The organism is Geobacillus sp. Y412MC52 (assembly GCF_000174795.2).
Taxonomy (GTDB): domain Bacteria; phylum Bacillota; class Bacilli; order Bacillales; family Anoxybacillaceae; genus Geobacillus; species Geobacillus thermoleovorans.
On record NC_014915.1, the window covers coordinates 2,479,418 to 2,496,145 of the forward strand.

Here is a 16,728-nt window from a genome sequence, read left to right on the forward strand (position 1 = left end):
TACATTCGACAACAGCGGCAAAAAATCCTTTTATTTTTCAAAAAATAAAAATTATAACAAAAAACGAGCTCATTAGACAATATTCGTTTTCACCAGCGATGCGTTTGTCGAAAAATCTTTACAAATTTCATTTTAACGGATGTTTCACCAAATATCTATGCCAAACCGGCAAAATTTTTGCCGCCTTTTTTGAAAAATTTTTAGTGGCAGCCTAACCAATATGGCGGGATCAATCAAGCCGCTCACAGCATTTCGAAACATTGGCCTTGGGATGATCAGGAAGAGATGAATGGTGACCAAATCATCACTCGTCATTTCACCAAATATACGCAAGAATCGAATGTTGGCTGCCGGGAAAAAGCGAGCCGACTTTGTCAGCTCGCTTTCTTTTGTTTGCCGTATAGATCGATGCCTGCCTCTTGCAGCATCCACTCAATGTGGACGCCATAGCCGGATGTCGGATCGTTCACGAAAACGTGCGTCACTGCGCCGACGAGTTTTCCATCCTGAATGATCGGACTGCCGCTCATCCCTTGGACGATGCCCCCTGTTTTCTTTAACAAGCGCGGGTCCGTGACGCGAATCACGAGGCCTTTGGTCGCCGGAAATTTCTGCGGAATGGTGCTGACAATTTCCACGTCAAACTGCTCGACTTTGTCGTTTTCCACCACTGTCAATATTTTTGCCGGTCCTTCTTTCACTTGGTTCGCCAAGGCAACCGGGATCGGTTTTGTGAACGGACCATTCGGCAGTGGTTTGATCAGCTTGCCGAAAATGCCAAACGGGCTGTTGGTGGTGATCGTGCCGATCACTTCTTCGCCGTCGGAAAAGCGGGCTAATTTTTCACCTGGATTGCCGCTCGTCCCTTTTTCGATCGATGTGACGGTCGAGCGCATAATTTGCCCGTTTTGCACGACAATCGGCTTTTTCGTATCCATGTCAGAGATGACATGGCCAAGTGCGCCATATGTTTTTGATTTGGGGTCGTAAAATGTCATCGTCCCGATGCCGGCGGCCGAATCGCGAATGTACAGGCCGATGCGGTACACATCGTCATGCTTGTCTCTCAGCGGAACGAGCTTCACCGTCATGGAGTGCTGATCGCGCAGAATTTTTAGATGAAGCGGTTTTCCCGTTTTGCCGGCCTCCTCGATGAAAGGGGAGAGGTCGCTCATGTTTTCGATTTTTTGGCCGTTAATGCCGATAATGATGTCGCCGACTTGAATGCCGGCTGCCTCTCCCGGCGATTTTTTCCCGTTTTCGGTTTCGACAAGGTGGTAACCGACGACAAGAACGCCGACGGTATTGAGCTTGACGCCGATCGATTGTCCGCCGGGAATGACTTTGAGCGTCGGCAGCACGTTGACATCCACTTGCTTGATCGGCATTCCGGCAACCTGCAACACCATCGTTTCATGTCCGCGGCGTTTCGCCTTTACAGACAGAGAACCGTTTTTTCGCTCAATATTGAGCGTTTCGGGAGCGTTTCGGTCATTGACGGCCGCTTGCACGGGAAGGGAAGCGGCAGGAAATTCAACCGCATCGCCTTCAAACAGGACAAGCTGCTTCGGAATTTGCCAATATTCCTTCATCGGTTTGGAAAAGGCGATGGCCGTCAATATACCAAGGAGAAGCACTCCTGCGATTTTTCGCGCCGTTTCTTTATTCAATGTCGTCCACTCTCCTCGCTCCCGCCTACACCATGCAAAAACGGTTACAGTTTTAATTTTGCCTGAACCGGGGAAAATATAATCGCCCTGCCGATAAAAAAGCTGCCCGGAATTGGATGGACTTGCATCCGGACAGCCGCGCGGCTTTTTGCTTATCTTTATGAAACACCGTAGTTCTCTTAAGGAAAGCGGGCGCCAAGGCAGAACAGGCAGGCGGAATCGGCCCGCTTTGAGAGGGATGCGCCTCCCCTCGACGAACAGGGGAAACAGGAATCAATGTTTCATTTTCGCCGCCAGTTCCAACAGCTCTTTGGCATGCCGTTTCGTCAATTCCGTCATCTCGACGCCGGAAATCATCCGCCCGATTTCTTTCACTTTCTCCTCCTCATTGAGCTTCCTCACGACTGTTTTCGTCCGTTCCCCATCCGTCTCTTTGGCGATCAACAAGTGCGTGTCCGCCATCGCAGCGACTTGCGGCAGATGGGAAATGCAAAGCACTTGCGACTGGCTGGCGATGCGGTAAATTTTTTCCGCCATCGCCTGGGCGACGCGTCCGCTGACACCGGTGTCGACCTCATCAAAAACAATCGACGTCACTCCTTGATGTTTGGAAAAAATCGTTTTCAACGCCAGCATAATGCGCGACAGCTCGCCGCCGGAAGCGACTTTGACGAGCGGTTTTAACGGCTCGCCGACGTTCGTCGAAATGTAAAACTCGACGACATCGATGCCGTCTTCTTGGAACCTAACCGGCACGCCGTCGACCAAGGGGGCGTCAAGCGATCCTTCGCGCTTGGCAAATACGATGTCAAATTTCGTTTTGTCCATGTACAAGTCTTTCAGTTCTTGATGAATGCGCTCAATCAGGCGCTGGGCATATGTTTGCCGAACAGCGGTGACGTTTTTCGCCTCCGTAAGCAACTCGTCCGTCACCAGAGCGAGCTGCTGCTTAAGCTCATGCACATGCGTTTCGCGATTTTCGATTGTCTCGATTTCCTCGGCGATCGTCTCGGCGTAGTGCAAAATATCGGCGATCGTCGCCCCGTATTTTCGTTTGAGCTGCCCGATTTCCGCGAGACGGCTTTCAATGGCATCGAGCCGCTCTGGGTCGTACTCCATCTCCTCAATTTGATCGCGCAGCTTGTACATGACTTCCTCGAGCAAATAGTAGCAGTTCGACGTCGTTTCATGCGCATCTTTGAGCGCTGCATCCATGCCTGCGACGTCATCGAGATGGCGCATCGCCTCCCCGATCGAATCAAGCCCGCGTCCCTCTCCGGAGAGGGCCTCATAGCTTTTCTGCAGCGCGGTATAAATTTTTTGAAAATTGACGATGCGAACTTTTTCCTCCATCAGCCGCTCGTCCTCGCCCAGCTCGAGCGCCGCCTGCTCGATTTCGCGCAGCTGAAACGTCAGCAAATCAAGCCGGTGCGCCATTTGCTGTTCATTTTCGCTCAGCTTTTTCAATTTGTTTCCGAGCTCCTCATACCGCTCGTAGACGGCGCGGTAGCGAGCAAGCGCCTCTGCCGCCTCTAGGCCGCCGAACTCGTCTAAAAGCGGCAGATGGCGGGACGGATCCATCAGTTCTTGATGTTCATGCTGGCCGTGAATATCAACAAGCGTCGCCCCGATGTCGCGCAGCACCGCCGTCGTGACGAGCTTGCCGTTAATGCGGCAGACGCTTTTGCCGTTGGCGAAAATATCGCGGCGCAACACGATCATGCCGTCGCTGGCGTCGATGCCAACGTCTGCGCATTTTTGCCAGCACGGATGGCGGTCATCATCAAGCAAAAACAGCCCTTCGATTTCCGCCTTTTCCGCTCCAAAGCGGACAAATTCAGCGGAGCCGCGTCCGCCGATCAACAAATGAATCGCGTCGATGATGATCGATTTGCCGGCTCCCGTTTCGCCGGTTAACACCGTCAGCCCTTTGTCGAACGACAACGAGAGCGACTCGATAATGGCGAAATTTTTAATCGACAGCTCGGCGAGCATTTCATCACTCCTTGCCTGTCCGATTAATTCCACTTTTGATTATAGCACGTATGTTCGGGTTTGCAAACGAGGACCGCCCTGTCGTTCCGTCCTTGAACGCAGAACGGGAGCTGGGCCGGTCCTCGCCTAGAGCATGGACAACAGCTGGTCGGACACTTTTTCCGCATCTTTCGGCGTCCGGCAAATGATCAGGCACGTATCGTCGCCGCAAATCGTACCGACGATTTCGTTCCAATCCAAATTGTCGAGCAAGACGCCGACGGCATGGGCGTTGCCCGGCAGCGTCCGCAAGACGAGCAAGTTGCCCGTTCCGTCAAGCTTCACAAACACATCAACAAGCGCCCGCTTCAGCTTTTGCAGCGGATTGAAGCGCTGGTCGGACGGAAGGCTGTACTTGTAGCGGCCGTTGGCCATCGGCACTTTGACGAGCTGCATTTCTTTAATGTCGCGCGAGACGGTCGCTTGGGTGACGTTAAAGCCTGCTTCTCTCAGCCGGTCGACAAGCTCGTCTTGCGTTTCAATGTCATGGTTCATAATGATTTCGCGAATTTTAATATGCCTTTGCCCTTTGTTCACACTGCGCCACCTCTTTGCTTGCAAAATGCCACGCTGTTGTTTCCCGCCTCTATTCGCCATTCCCCTCTGTCCTGTCGCCACGTAGATGGGCGTGCGCCTCACGTACGATATGTGCGATCGGCATCGACAGACGGTTTTCCCCTTTGCGATTTTCTCCCGAATAAACGGCGTGAAGCAAAAACTCAATGTTGCCATCGCCGCCTGTAATGGGCGAATAGGATAAGTGCAAAACATCGAATCCTTCCGCACAGGCGAATTGAATGATCGATTCGAGCACTTCCTCGTGAATGTTCGGGTCGCGAACAATCCCCTTTTTGCCGACCTTTTCCCTGCCGGCTTCAAACTGCGGCTTGACGAGCGCAATCACATCGCCGCCCGGCACCATGACCGTCTTGACGACCGGCAAAATGAGACGCAGCGAAATAAACGAGACATCGATGACAGCTACTTCCGGCAGCCCTTTCGTAAACTGATCCGGCGTCACGTAGCGGAAGTTCGTCCGCTCCATCACAACGACGCGCTCGTCTTGACGCAGCTTCCAAGCAAGCTGGTTGTAGCCGACATCGACGGCATACGTCAGCTTCGCCCCATGCTGCAAGGCGCAGTCGGTGAAACCGCCGGTCGACGCGCCGATGTCAAGAACAATTTTATTTTCCACGCGAATATGAAACTCGCGCAACGCTTTTTCCAGTTTCAACCCACCGCGGCTGACGTACGGAAGCGGGTTGCCTTTCACCTCAAGCGGAATGTCAACCGGCACTTTTTCTCCGGGCTTATCGAGTCGAACGTCGTTTGAATAGACAAGCCCGGCCATGATCGCCCGCTTCGCCTTTTCTCGCGTTTCCGCCAGCCCTCGTTCAACAAGCAGCACATCGAGCCGTTCTTTTTTTCCTTTCATGTCTCAAGCCCTTTTCTGTTTTCTTGGCATCATCGTTTTGATGCGGTCGATGATATGGGTCGACGTCAGCCCGATTTCATTGAGCAGCTCGCTGACGCTTCCATGTTCGATAAAGCGGTCCGGGATGCCCATCCGTTCGATGACCGCTCCGTGATAACCATGATCATGAGCAAACTCCAACACAGCACTGCCAAAGCCGCCTTGCAGCACCGCCTCTTCGACCGTTAAGATCGGCAGGCGGCTCTCAAGCAGTTCGTGAAGCATCGCCACGTCCATCGGCTTCAAAAAGCGAGCGTTGACGACTTTCACCGATATGCCGTCTTTCGCCAGCTCGTCGGCCGCCTTAAGCGCCATCGAAATCGTCGTGCCAAACGTCAAAATCGCCGCATCGCAGCCGTCGCGCAACACTTCCCACGTGCCGATTGGGATTTCTTTCAGCTCCTCATCAAGCGGTACGCCAAGCCCGTTGCCGCGCGGGAAACGCATGGCGATTGGCCCGTCGTCGTAGCGGATGGCGGTGTACACCATGTGCTGTCCTTCGTTTTCGTCTTTTGGCATCATCAACACCAAGTTCGGCACATGGCGCAAAAAGGCGATGTCAAACACCCCTTGGTGCGTTTCGCCGTCCGCCCCGACCAACCCAGCACGGTCAATGGCGAAAAAGACATTTAAGTTTTGCCGGCATACATCATGGACGACTTGGTCATAGGCGCGCTGCAAAAATGTCGAATAAATGGCCAAAAACGGTTTCATCCCTTGCGTCGCCAATCCAGCTGCAAGCGTTGTCGCATGCTGCTCGGCGATGCCAACATCAAACATCCGATCGGGGAACTCGCTTGCGAATCCTTCCAGCTTCGAGCCGACCGGCATCGCCGGCGTAATCGCGACGATGCGCGGGTCGGTGCGGGCGAGCCGGCGCACGGTTTCGCTGACAAGCGCGCTCCATGACGGACCGGCCTCTTTCGTTTTGACAAAAGCGCCGGTTTCGATTTTGTACGGCCCTGTGCCGTGCCATGTGCCGACTTTGTCGTTTTCCGCCGGACTGTACCCTTTTCCCTTCTTCGTGATGACATGGACAAGCACGGGGCCTTTCATCTTCTTCGCATAGCGCAAGTTCTCAAGCAAATCCTCAAAATCGTGGCCGTCGACCGGGCCTAAATACGTAAACCCGAGCTCTTCGAAAAACACGCCGGAGACAAGCAAATATTTCAAGCTGTCTTTCAGCCGCTCGGCCGTCGCCGCCAGCTTGCCGCCGACCGCTGGGATGCGCTTGAGCAGCAGCTCCAGTTCATCTTTCACCCACTGGTATTTGCCGGCGGTGCGCAACCGACCGAGGATGTTGTGCAACGCGCCGACGTTCGGGGCGATCGACATTTCATTGTCGTTTAAGATGACAATCATATCCGTTTTCTCATGCCCGATATGGTTGAGCGCCTCAAGCGCCATGCCGCCGGTGAGCGCCCCGTCGCCGATGATCGGCACGATGTATTCATCCGTCCCTTTCAAATCACGGGCGATCGCCATTCCCATCGCCGCCGACAGCGACGTCGAGCTATGGCCCGTTTCCCACACGTCATGCTCGCTTTCGCTCCGTTTCGGGAACCCGGACAGCCCTTTGTATTGGCGGAGCGTGTCGAACGCGGCGGCGCGTCCGGTCAAAATTTTATGCACATATGACTGGTGTCCGACATCCCAAATGAGCTTGTCTTTTGGGCTGTCGAATTCGCGGTGGAGGGCGATCGTCAGCTCGACGACCCCTAAGTTCGGGCCGATATGTCCGCCTGTTTTCGACAACTTCTCAATTAAAAACCGCCGAATCTCGGCGCTTAACCGTTTCAGCTCAGGAATGGACATGTTTTTGACAACGCGCGGATGGTCAATTTTTGTCAAGTCCAACAAAGATCACTCGCTTTCATTCTGTCGTTCTCCGAGCCGTTTCTCCTCGTACAGGTAGTATTATTATACATGATCCGGCGCGAAAAATCGACTTTTCCCGCCAACGCAGCCCGTCACCACTAGGACGCGTTTTGTGGTGTATCTATAGAACTTGCGGCGGCCGCCCGGCGGAAAACAACCAAAAAAACAAGGCCGCCTCCGCCCCGAAGGAAAGCGAACAACGGGAACAAGAGGCCGCCGCCCCGCATCAGTGGTCGCGGACCGCGACAAGCTCGCAAATGTAGGCCAGCACCGCGTCATCGATTTTGGCTTGCTGCAAATGGCGCTTCGCGGCGTCAATGTGAAACGCCAGTTTCTCTTTAGCACCGCCTAGCGAAAGAAGCACCGGATATGTCGCCTTCTTGTTGTCGCGGTCGCTGCCGACTCGCTTGCCGATTTTTTCTTCCATTCCTTCAATGTCCAAAATATCGTCGCGAATTTGAAAGGCGAGGCCTAAATGTGCGGCGAACTCGTTGAGTTCGCGCGTCTGCCGACCATCGGCGCCGCCAAGCAGGGCGCCGGCGTGCACGCTGTATTGCAGCATTTTCCCCGTCTTATGGCGGTGGATGTATTCCAGTTCCGCAAGCGCCAGCGTTTTTCCTTCCGCCTCCATATCAGCCGCCTGTCCAGCGACCATGCCTTCCGGGCCGGCCGCCTTCGCGAGCTGCTCGATGAGCTGCAGACGGACGGGAGGCGGCACGCGATCATCATCGATTTCGGCCATCAATTGAAAGGCATACGTCAACAAAGCGTCCCCGGCCAAAATGGCCATCGCCTCGCCGAACACTTTATGGTTCGTCGGTTTGCCGCGCCGCAAATCATCGTTGTCCATGCTTGGCAAATCATCATGAATGAGCGAGTACGTATGGATCATTTCAATGGCGCAAGCGACTGGCAGACCGATCGCCGGGTCTTTGCCAAGCGCTTGGATGGTCGCCAGCAACAAAAGCGGGCGGATTCGTTTGCCGCCGGCCTCAAGCGAGTAGGCCATCGCCTTTTTCAGCGTCTCCGGCCCACGAAGCCGCGCCATATAGGAGGAAAGCGCCGCCTCGACGGCCCGTTTTTGTTCGTTGAGAAACTGTTCAACCGAAAGCTGCGCCACCCGTCACTCCTCCTCCGGCGAAAAAGGGACAAGCTCGCCGTCTTCGCGCAGCATGTACTCCAACTGTTTCTCCACATGCTGCAATTTATCATGGCAAAGCTTGGACAGTTTCATGCCTTCTTGAAAAAAGGCGATCGCCTCCTCAAGCGGCACGTTCCCTTCCTCGAGCTTTTCGACGATTTCCTCCAGTTTTTTCATCGCTTCTTCAAACGTCATCTCTTTTTCTTCGCTCATACGTGTTTTTCCTCCACTCCCGTCACTTGACAATCGACTCGTCCGTCTTGAACTTGAATGGAAAGATGCTCGCCGATTCGAAGCTGGTTCGTTCGTTTCACGAGCTCGCCCTGCTCATTGTACACCAAGCTGTAGCCGCGCTCCATGATGCGAAGCGGACTGAGCGCCTCAAGCCGGGCGAGGTTGGAGCGAAAGCGGAACCGATGGCGCTCCACCGCGGTGCGCATCGCTTTTTCCAGCGCATTGGCGGTCGCCTTTTGCCGTTCTTTCATCCGCTCAAGCTCTGCAGCCGGATGGTGCCGCCATAGTCTCATGTCAAGCTCATGCAGCCGCTGACGATGTTTGTCGACGAGCCGTTCGCGTTGGCGGCTAAGCCGCTCAAGCAACGCATCAAGCTGCTGTTCTTTTTGTTCATAGAGCCGCTTGGGATAGCGGAATGCGTAGGATCCTTGCAGCCGGCGAAGCTGCTCTTTATCAGCGGCAAGCCGCTCTTTCATGGCGCGGATGAGCCGCCATTTCCGCTCGGCGAGCCGCTCAGCGAGCTCCCCAACATGCGGCGCCGCCATCTCAGCTGCTGCCGTCGGCGTCGGCGCCCGCAAATCGGCGACAAAGTCGGCGATCGTAAAATCTGTTTCATGGCCGACAGCGGAAATAATCGGTATTTTTGAGGCGAAGATGGCGCGAGCGACGATTTCTTCATTGAACGCCCACAATTCTTCGATCGAGCCGCCGCCGCGGCCGACAATCAGCACATCAACCCCGCCGAACGCATTCGCCCGCTCGATGGCGCGCACGATGGAGGGCGCCGCCCCGTCCCCTTGAACGAGCGCTGGAAACAAAATGACTTTAGCGAGCGGATAGCGGCGGCGAATCGTCGTCATAATATCGCGCACCGCCGCTCCAGTCGGCGATGTAACGACGCCGATGCAGCGAGGGAAAGCTGGAAGCGGCTTTTTATGGACCGGCGAAAACAACCCTTCCGCCTCGAGCCGCTGCTTCAGCTGTTCGTAGGCTAAATAGAGGCTTCCGACACCTTCCGGCTGCATTTCTTTGACATAAAGCTGATAGTTGCCGTTCGGTTCATAGACGGAAATTTCCCCGCGCGCGAGCACGTTCATCCCATCTTCAGGACGGAACGGCAAATACTGGTTGTAGCCGGCGAACATGACGGCGGCAATGCGTCCTTGGCTGTCTTTCAACGTAAAATACATATGGCCGCGCGAATGCTGCTTAAAATTCGAAATCTCGCCCTTCACCCATAGATCGCGCAAATGCGGGTCGACATCGAACTTGCGTTTGATGTACTTCGTCAACGCCCCGACCGTCACATATTTCACTTCCACTGATCCTGCCCTCACTTTGCGGCCAGCTGCCGCGCCGCTTCAATCGTGTTGTGCAAGAGCATTGTAATCGTCATCGGCCCGACTCCACCCGGCACCGGCGTAATATAGCCAGCCACTTCTTTCACAGCGTCAAAATCGACATCGCCGCACAATTTGCCGTTCTCAAGCCGGTTGACGCCGACGTCGATGACGACCGCCCCGGGCTTGACGTGTTCCGGGCCGATGAGGCGCGCCTTGCCGACAGCGACGATCAAAATGTCCGCCTGCCGAGTGATGGCGGCCAAATCCGGCGTTTTCGAGTGAGTGTAGGTGACGGTGGCATGTTCGCGCAAAAACAGCTGGCCAACCGGTTTGCCGACGATGTTGCTTCGGCCGACGACGACGACGTGCTTGCCGGCGATGTCAATGCCGGCCGATTGCACCATCACTAAAATGCCATGCGGAGTGCACGGGAGAAACGCCCGTTGGCCGATCATCATTTTTCCGACATTGATCGGGTGAAACCCATCGACATCTTTTTCCGGTGCGATCGTTTCAATGACCGACCATTCGCAAATGTGATCCGGCAGCGGCAGCTGCACTAAAATGCCGTGCACCGCCGGATCGACGTTTAACTCGCGGATTTTCGCAAGCAGCGTCTCTTCGTCGATCGCCGCCGGAAACGTGTAAAGGAACGAGCGAATGCCGACCTCGGCGCACGCTTTTTGTTTTCCTTTTACATACGAATGCGACGCCGGATCGTCGCCGACTAGAATGACGGCCAGCCCCAGCTCAACGCCGTCCGCTTTCAACTGTGCGGCTTCATCCGCCAATGCAGTGCGAATCGTCCTCGCCATCTCCGTTCCGCTAATGATTTGTGCTGTCATCGTGTTTCGTTCCCCTCTCCTCGTTCATCGTTCGATATCAGCCCGCGATGCAACCGGTTTTATTTTTGCAGCGCCGCCTTCACTTTCGAAAGCACGCCGTTGACAAAACTTCCGGATTTCCAATCGCCGAATGTTTTCGCCAGCTCGACCGCCTCATCGAGGCTGACGCTTACCGGCACATCATCGGCGTATTTCATCTCGTACGTCGCCATGCGCAAAATGGCGCGGTCAACGTTGGCGACGCGTTCAAGCGTCCATTTTTCCAAATTGGCGCGCAACAGCTCGTCAATCTCCTCCTGGTGCTCGACGACGCCAAAGACGAGCTGGCGCAAAAACGGGTCGATGTCGCCGCCGCCCGTGACATTGTGGAGCGCCTCATCTGGTGGAATGCGTCCGACATCGATTTGAAACAGCGCCTGCAACGCCTTTTCCCGTGCTTCATGCCGCTTCATGGCGGTCCCCCTTTCCAAAAAAACGAACATTCACAATGAAATCATATCATATTTTTCGGAAAAAGCCAGCCTTTTCCCACAAATCATTCGCGCTGCCGTTGGTTGCGCCATAACGGCCTCGTTCATTACAATAACAAACTTTGGCCAAAAAAACAAAAAGGCAGCCGCCGAAAAAGCAACTGCCTTGCGAGATCACTGTTCGACCACGCCTTGTTCCTGCTTGCCGCCCTCAAACTGGATGCCGACGATATGAACGTTCACTTCGCTCGCCTCGAGGCCGGTCATGTTCCAAAGCGCCTGGCGCACATTTTCCTGCACCTTTTTCGCCACGTTCGGAATCGATGCGCCAAACTGGACGAGGCAATAAAGATCGATGACGACGCCGTCGTCGCGCAAATCAACCTTGACGCCTTTGCCATGGTGTTTCTTTCCAAACCGCTCGGCGACGCCGGCGGCAAAATTGCCGCGCATTTGCGCGATGCCGTCGACTTCTGACGCCGCGATGCCAGCGATCACCTCAATCACTTCCGGTGCAATTTCCACCTTGCCGAGCGCCGGGTACACTTGCTCTGTTTCAAAGACATGCTCAGACATAAGGCACCTCCTATTCCGCCTTCATAATATCATATAACTCCAAAAACTTCGTATTAAACTCACCGCTTTGAAATTTCTCATGCTCCATTAATTTTATGTGGAACGGAATCGTTGTATGAATGCCTTCGATGATAAACTCCGAAAGCGCCCGTCTCATGCGGGCGATCGCTTCCGCACGCGTCGGCGCATGAACGATCAATTTGGCGATCATCGAATCATAATACGGCGGGATCGTATAGCCTGGATAGACGGCGGAATCGACGCGCACGCCCGGGCCGCCCGGCGGCAGGTACATGGCGATTTTCCCCGGCGACGGCATAAAGTTTTTCGCTGGATTTTCGGCGTTGATCCGGCACTCGATCGCCCAGCCGTTAAACGTGACGTCCTCTTGGGTGATCGACAGCTTTTCACCGGCGGCGATGCGGATTTGCTCCTTGACCAAATCGATGCCGGTGATCAGTTCAGTGACCGGATGCTCGACTTGAATGCGCGTATTCATCTCCATGAAGTAAAATTGTTTGTTCCGGTGGTCATAAATAAATTCAACCGTACCGGCGCCGGTGTAGTTGACCGCTTTCGCCGCCTTGACCGCCGCCTCGCCCATCTTCCGGCGCATCTCGTCGTCAAGCGCCGGCGACGGTGCTTCCTCGACCAGTTTTTGCAGCCGGCGCTGGATCGAGCAGTCGCGCTCACCGAGATGAATCGTATTGCCGTACGAATCAGCGAGCACTTGAATTTCGACATGGCGGAAATCTTCGATATATTTTTCAATATAGACGCCTGGGTTGCCAAACGCCGTCGCCGCTTCCTGCTGGGTGATGTTGATGCCTTTGACGAGCTCGCCTTCGTCGCGGGCGACGCGGATTCCTTTCCCGCCGCCGCCGGCCGTCGCTTTAATGATGACCGGATAGCCGATCTCTTCGGCAATCGCCCGCGCCTCATCAAGGCTTTCGATAACCCCGCGCGACCCAGGCACGATCGGCACCCCCGCCTCGCGCATCGTCTCGCGAGCGATGTCTTTAATGCCCATTTTTGCAATCGCTTCCGGACTTGGGCCGATAAATGTCACGTTGCATTCACGGCACAGCTCGGCGAACGCTTCATTTTCCGCCAAAAACCCGTAACCGGGGTGGATGGCGTCACAGCCAGTCAGCGTGGCGACGCTCATAATGTTTGTGAAATTTAAATAGCTGTCTTTCGAAGCGGTCGGCCCGATGCAGTACGCCTCATCAGCCAGCTGCACGTGCAAGGCGTCGCGGTCGGCTTGCGAAAAGACAGCGACCGTCTCAATCCCAAGCTCGCGGCAGGCGCGGATGATGCGGACGGCGATTTCCCCGCGGTTCGCCACCAACACTTTTTTGATCATCGTCCGTTCTCTCCCTTATTCAGGCTTGACTAAAAACAACGGCTGGCCATATTCGACGAGCTGGCCGTTTTGCACCAACACCTCGACAATTTCGCCATCGACTTCCGCTTCAATTTCATTAAACAGCTTCATCGCCTCGATGATGCAAACGACCGTATCTTTTTTCACTTTGTCGCCCGGCTTCACATACGGCGGCTTGTCCGGCGCCGGCGCTGCGTAGAACGTGCCGACCATCGGCGAAGTAATTTGATGCAAGTTGCCTTCCACAGCCGGCTTTGCTTCTTTGACCACCGGCGTTTCCGCTTTCGGTGCCGGCGCTTCCGAGGCCGCTGCTTGAACGGGAGGAGCTGCCGGAGCCGGTTCGACCGCTGCCGGAGCGGCAGGCGCCGGCGGCGCGACCGCCGTCTGTGCGGCCGCAGCCGGCGCAACGGCAACAGCAGCCGTTCCTTTTTTCATATGTACTTTTGTTTCGCCTTGTTCGTATACGAATTCGTCAATCGAGGACTGGTCGACCAAGCGGATCAATTCACGGATTTCTTGAATTTTCATCGATCTCACACCTTTCTCCAAGTATCGTGCAGCCCGTTCCTTTCTGGCGGTGCCTAAACGTGTCCATAACGATTATACACACAACAGTAGGACAAACAAAAGACTTTTCCGCAAAAAAAGAAGCTGCCCTAAAGAGCAGCGCGTTCATCCAGCCGGCTGAAACTCAACCGTCACGTATTCAGCATCGGGTATTTCTTTTTTCACCATATGAATGACTTCATTCGCCGATTTAGCTGAGCTTTGTTTCGCTTTGATCGTCACGCGCACTTGGCTGTCATCGGCGCGCACGAGCACGTCTTCATAACCGCCTTTCGATTTGATGAGCGTCTCCAACGTGGCTTCTTTTTCGGACAATGCTTGCAATTTTTCAATTTTGTCGAGCGCTTCATTTTTTTCTTCCGCCGTCGCGTTCGCTGAAGCGACAATGGCGTTCAGCTCATCGCGCAGCCGGCTCCGTTCATCCTCAATTTTCATGCGCAGCGCTGTAAACAAGTCGTCGCCCGTTTCGCCAGACGCGGACGGCTTTTTCGCCTCTTCGACAGCGACGCTCGGCTGATCGGTTGTTTTTTCCGTTTTCTTATTGGCGGTAAATGCCGGACTGTCGTTCATATTTTTTGGCGCTGTCACGTAATAGACCGACAGCACAACGACCAAGCTCAACATCGTCAACAGCCATACGGTTTGTTTTTTCAACATGCCGATCTCCTCCCCTTACCCGGTCATTTTTTCGGCAAGACAGCGACGCGGTAGCTCGGAACGTTTAACACGCGCGTCACCGCCTCGACGATCCATTTTTTGATTTGCAAATTATCCGCCCCTTTGGCGACAACGAGAACGCCGCGGATGTCCGGCTTTTTCGTGGCGACGACAAGCGGCGTTTCTTCTTCGCCGTTATGAATAATGATGACTTCTTCATTGGTCGACTCGTTTTCGATCGTCCGCTTCCCGCCTTCCTTGTCGCTCTCTTCCGTTGTCTGCTGCTGAGTCGAACGCTTTTTCTCATACAGTTTCAACTCCGTGGAATCGAGATTGACGACGACCGTGACATCATCCACCCCTTCGATCGCCTCAAGAGCGGCTTTCAGTTCTTTTTCGTATCGCTCCTCATAGGCGGCGATCACTTTCTCTTTCGTCTCCTTGCTTGCCAGGAATGCCGGCTCGGCTGGAGCGGACGGCTGCCCGGCGGAAGGCTTCGCTTCGGCTTCCTCTCCACTGTTTGCCCAATGGCTTGCCGCCATCAAGGCGACACCAGCCAACAGCAGGACGACGACGTACGAAAACGGCCATTTTTTCTGTGCTCCTTCCCCGTCTTTCGGCGCTGAAGAAAAGAGCCGTTTGATGAGCGGCAACATCCCCCCTCTATTCCCTCCCCCTAAATTGCACGTCAATTTTATCTTCATCGATTTCCCATCGGCCGGCGAGAAAAGCGCGCACCTCCTCTGCCAGCGAAGCATCGCCCTCCGGCAAAGCCGGCGGCTTCGTCGTATCGATGACAACCGGTTCCACCGAACCGGCTGACTTCTGTTTCGAAAGGACGACCTCAATCGTCTTGATGTCATCCGGCATGCGCCAGTCGTCGCCTGGCTTGGCGTAAACGTTGACATCCGCTTTCAGCCCATACTTTTCCATCAACTCCTCATTGACATCGTTTTCGAGCTGGACAGCCATTTGTTTTAAAATATATGCGCGTTGCGAGGCTTGTATTTCTTTTTTCTGCTGTTCGATTTGATTTTTTATTGCCTCTTCCCCCGCACGGCCGTTGGAAAAATGGACGAGCGCCGACGCGATGAGCTGCTCGGGATCAACGGAAGCGAGCCGGAGCACCGGAGCGAGCATCACGAGAACGAGCATAAGCCCGACAGCCATTTTAACGTATTTTTGCATCGTCCCCGACGGCAGCAAAAAATCGATGATGACAGCAAACAACAAAAACAAAATGATGTTTGTCACCCACTCAATGACTAGCTGCATAGCGCTCCCCCTAGCGGACCATCATCGTAATGTTCCCGGCCATCACCATGACGGTGAGGCTTAAGAAAAACATGAGCGACACAATGAGCAGCGCCGCCAGCACGTAAGCGATGCTTTTGCCGATGATGTTGAGGCAGGACAATACCGGTCCGCCGCCAAGCGGCTGCAGAAGAGCAGCCGATAGTTTGTAGACGATGACGATGGCGAAAATTTTCACCGCTGGAAAGATGGCGATCATGAGCAAAATCGCCGCCCCGACCAACCCGACCGTATTTTTCAACAGCATGGAAGCGGCGACGACCGTATCGGCGGCATCGGTGAACAGCTTGCCGACGACCGGGATGAAATTGCCGGTGACAAATTTCGCCGCCCGGAGCGCCACGCCGTCAGCCACGGCCGCTGTCGCTCCTCGCACGGACATGACGCCAAGGAACACGGTCAAAATGAGGCCGAGCAAACCGAGGGCGGCTTTGTTGAGCAAATCGGCGAGCTGAGTCGCCTTGTAACGGTCGCTGAGCGTGCTGACGACAGAAAGCAGCGCAGCCAGAAGCAAAAGCGGCAAGGTGACGTATTCAACGACCGTGCCGGTGGTGTTCATCACAAACAAAATGATCGGGTGGAAAAACGCCGCCGACGCGACCCCGCCGGAAGTGGCGAGCAGGGCGAGCAGCAGCGGAACGAGGGCGATGATGAAATGGCTCATCGTCCGCACCGCCTCAAGCGCATAATCCGCCGCGAGGCGAAAGCTGTTTAAGGCGATCAACAAGAGCACCATATAGACGACCGCCTGGGCGATTTTGCTTACTTCCTGCTGAGCGAATGCATTTTGCAGCGATTGCAGCACCGTGCTGAAGACAGCAAGCAAAATGAGCGTGCCGAGCAGTTTGCCGTTCACCTGCAGTTCATAAAACAAATAGCGGGCGAGCGCCTTCAGCCATTCGGACGGCGACCATTGCTTGTCGCCGCTTAAAAAATCGGTGAGCGGCCCTTTCTCGCTTTCCGGCAAAAATCCGCCGTACTCGCTGACGATCGTTTCCCAATAGCGGCGGATATCGCTCACATCGAGCTGAGCGAGCTGCTCGCTGACCGACGGTCCATCGCTTGCGGCTTGTACGACCAACGGGCAAAAAAAGAGAGAAAGCAGCCCGAGAATAAGGAACGCTGTTCGCTTCAATCC

17 protein-coding genes are annotated in these 16,728 nt (G+C 54.7%); all 17 read right to left on the bottom strand.

The genetic code is table 11. The features are described 5' to 3' along the window. Positions 1 to 374: 374 nt before the first annotated feature. On the bottom strand, positions 375 to 1,670 hold the full coding sequence (spoIVB, locus tag GYMC52_RS12135) for a SpoIVB peptidase (protein WP_012820590.1): 1,296 nt from the start codon (positions 1,668 to 1,670) through the stop codon (positions 375 to 377). Positions 1,671 to 1,943: 273 nt separating this feature from the next. Further along, a complete protein-coding gene (gene recN / locus GYMC52_RS12140) occupies positions 1,944 to 3,665 on the bottom strand; it encodes a DNA repair protein RecN (RefSeq protein WP_012820589.1) in 1,722 nt (573 codons plus the stop codon). 126 nt (positions 3,666 to 3,791) lie between these two features. Continuing rightward, positions 3,792 to 4,241: a transcriptional regulator AhrC/ArgR gene (gene ahrC, locus GYMC52_RS12145; protein WP_011231872.1), complete on the bottom strand. Its 450-nt coding sequence runs from the start codon at positions 4,239 to 4,241 to the stop codon at positions 3,792 to 3,794. A 49-nt stretch (positions 4,242 to 4,290) separates the two neighbouring features. After that, entirely contained in the window at positions 4,291 to 5,139 is an 849-nt protein-coding gene (locus GYMC52_RS12150) for a TlyA family RNA methyltransferase (protein ID WP_012820588.1), read from the bottom strand. A 3-nt stretch (positions 5,140 to 5,142) separates the two neighbouring features. Continuing rightward, entirely contained in the window at positions 5,143 to 7,035 is a 1,893-nt protein-coding gene (dxs, locus tag GYMC52_RS12155) for a 1-deoxy-D-xylulose-5-phosphate synthase (RefSeq protein ID WP_013144772.1), read from the bottom strand. 247 nt (positions 7,036 to 7,282) lie between these two features. Then, positions 7,283 to 8,176 carry a polyprenyl synthetase family protein gene (locus GYMC52_RS12160; protein WP_012820586.1) on the bottom strand — a complete coding sequence of 298 codons (894 nt, stop codon included), beginning with the start codon at positions 8,174 to 8,176 and terminating at the stop codon, positions 7,283 to 7,285. 3 nt (positions 8,177 to 8,179) lie between these two features. Beyond that, positions 8,180 to 8,410, bottom strand: a complete 231-nt coding sequence (locus GYMC52_RS12165) for an exodeoxyribonuclease VII small subunit (RefSeq protein ID WP_012820585.1) — start codon at positions 8,408 to 8,410, stop codon at positions 8,180 to 8,182. Next, positions 8,407 to 9,753 (bottom strand): exodeoxyribonuclease VII large subunit, encoded by a 1,347-nt coding sequence (gene xseA / locus GYMC52_RS12170; RefSeq protein ID WP_012820584.1) that lies wholly within the window; start codon positions 9,751 to 9,753, stop codon positions 8,407 to 8,409. Before xseA ends, GYMC52_RS12165 begins: the two co-directional genes overlap by 4 nt. A gap of 11 nt (positions 9,754 to 9,764) precedes the next feature. Next, the gene (folD, locus tag GYMC52_RS12175; RefSeq protein WP_012820583.1) at positions 9,765 to 10,619 is read right to left on the bottom strand and encodes a bifunctional methylenetetrahydrofolate dehydrogenase/methenyltetrahydrofolate cyclohydrolase FolD; all 855 of its coding nucleotides are present in this window, start codon (positions 10,617 to 10,619) and stop codon (positions 9,765 to 9,767) included. A 59-nt stretch (positions 10,620 to 10,678) separates the two neighbouring features. Continuing rightward, positions 10,679 to 11,071 carry a transcription antitermination factor NusB gene (nusB, locus tag GYMC52_RS12180; protein WP_012820582.1) on the bottom strand — a complete coding sequence of 131 codons (393 nt, stop codon included), beginning with the start codon at positions 11,069 to 11,071 and terminating at the stop codon, positions 10,679 to 10,681. A gap of 192 nt (positions 11,072 to 11,263) precedes the next feature. Continuing rightward, positions 11,264 to 11,665 (bottom strand): Asp23/Gls24 family envelope stress response protein, encoded by a 402-nt coding sequence (locus GYMC52_RS12185; protein WP_011231880.1) that lies wholly within the window; start codon positions 11,663 to 11,665, stop codon positions 11,264 to 11,266. A gap of 10 nt (positions 11,666 to 11,675) precedes the next feature. Further along, positions 11,676 to 13,031 carry an acetyl-CoA carboxylase biotin carboxylase subunit gene (gene accC, locus GYMC52_RS12190; protein WP_012820581.1) on the bottom strand — a complete coding sequence of 452 codons (1,356 nt, stop codon included), beginning with the start codon at positions 13,029 to 13,031 and terminating at the stop codon, positions 11,676 to 11,678. Positions 13,032 to 13,046: 15 nt separating this feature from the next. Continuing rightward, complete coding sequence (gene accB / locus GYMC52_RS12195; RefSeq protein WP_041469218.1) at positions 13,047 to 13,580, bottom strand: acetyl-CoA carboxylase biotin carboxyl carrier protein; 534 nt, start codon at positions 13,578 to 13,580, stop codon at positions 13,047 to 13,049. 144 nt (positions 13,581 to 13,724) lie between these two features. Further along, on the bottom strand, positions 13,725 to 14,276 hold the full coding sequence (locus GYMC52_RS12200; protein ID WP_012820579.1) for a SpoIIIAH-like family protein: 552 nt from the start codon (positions 14,274 to 14,276) through the stop codon (positions 13,725 to 13,727). A 23-nt stretch (positions 14,277 to 14,299) separates the two neighbouring features. Further along, the gene (gene spoIIIAG / locus GYMC52_RS12205) at positions 14,300 to 14,932 is read right to left on the bottom strand and encodes a stage III sporulation protein AG (protein WP_011231884.1); all 633 of its coding nucleotides are present in this window, start codon (positions 14,930 to 14,932) and stop codon (positions 14,300 to 14,302) included. Positions 14,933 to 14,939: 7 nt separating this feature from the next. Then, positions 14,940 to 15,551: a stage III sporulation protein AF gene (gene spoIIIAF / locus GYMC52_RS12210; RefSeq protein WP_011231885.1), complete on the bottom strand. Its 612-nt coding sequence runs from the start codon at positions 15,549 to 15,551 to the stop codon at positions 14,940 to 14,942. Between the two features lie 10 nt (positions 15,552 to 15,561). Next, positions 15,562 to 16,725, bottom strand: a complete 1,164-nt coding sequence (spoIIIAE, locus tag GYMC52_RS12215; RefSeq protein WP_012820578.1) for a stage III sporulation protein AE — start codon at positions 16,723 to 16,725, stop codon at positions 15,562 to 15,564. Between the last annotated feature and the right edge of the window lie 3 nt (positions 16,726 to 16,728).

Coding starts and splice junctions, on each gene's coding strand:
- recN (WP_012820589.1), bottom strand. CDS start 3,665: ATGCTCGCCGAGCTGTCGATTAAAAATTTCGCCATTATCGAGTCGCTC.
- GYMC52_RS12150 (WP_012820588.1), bottom strand. CDS start 5,139: ATGAAAGGAAAAAAAGAACGGCTCGATGTGCTGCTTGTTGAACGAGGG.
- GYMC52_RS12165 (WP_012820585.1), bottom strand. CDS start 8,410: ATGAGCGAAGAAAAAGAGATGACGTTTGAAGAAGCGATGAAAAAACTG.
- folD (WP_012820583.1), bottom strand. CDS start 10,619: ATGACAGCACAAATCATTAGCGGAACGGAGATGGCGAGGACGATTCGC.
- nusB (WP_012820582.1), bottom strand. CDS start 11,071: ATGAAGCGGCATGAAGCACGGGAAAAGGCGTTGCAGGCGCTGTTTCAA.
- GYMC52_RS12185 (WP_011231880.1), bottom strand. CDS start 11,665: ATGTCTGAGCATGTCTTTGAAACAGAGCAAGTGTACCCGGCGCTCGGC.
- accC (WP_012820581.1), bottom strand. CDS start 13,031: ATGATCAAAAAAGTGTTGGTGGCGAACCGCGGGGAAATCGCCGTCCGC.
- accB (WP_041469218.1), bottom strand. CDS start 13,580: ATGAAAATTCAAGAAATCCGTGAATTGATCCGCTTGGTCGACCAGTCC.
- GYMC52_RS12200 (WP_012820579.1), bottom strand. CDS start 14,276: ATGTTGAAAAAACAAACCGTATGGCTGTTGACGATGTTGAGCTTGGTC.
- spoIIIAG (WP_011231884.1), bottom strand. CDS start 14,932: ATGTTGCCGCTCATCAAACGGCTCTTTTCTTCAGCGCCGAAAGACGGG.
- spoIIIAF (WP_011231885.1), bottom strand. CDS start 15,551: ATGCAGCTAGTCATTGAGTGGGTGACAAACATCATTTTGTTTTTGTTG.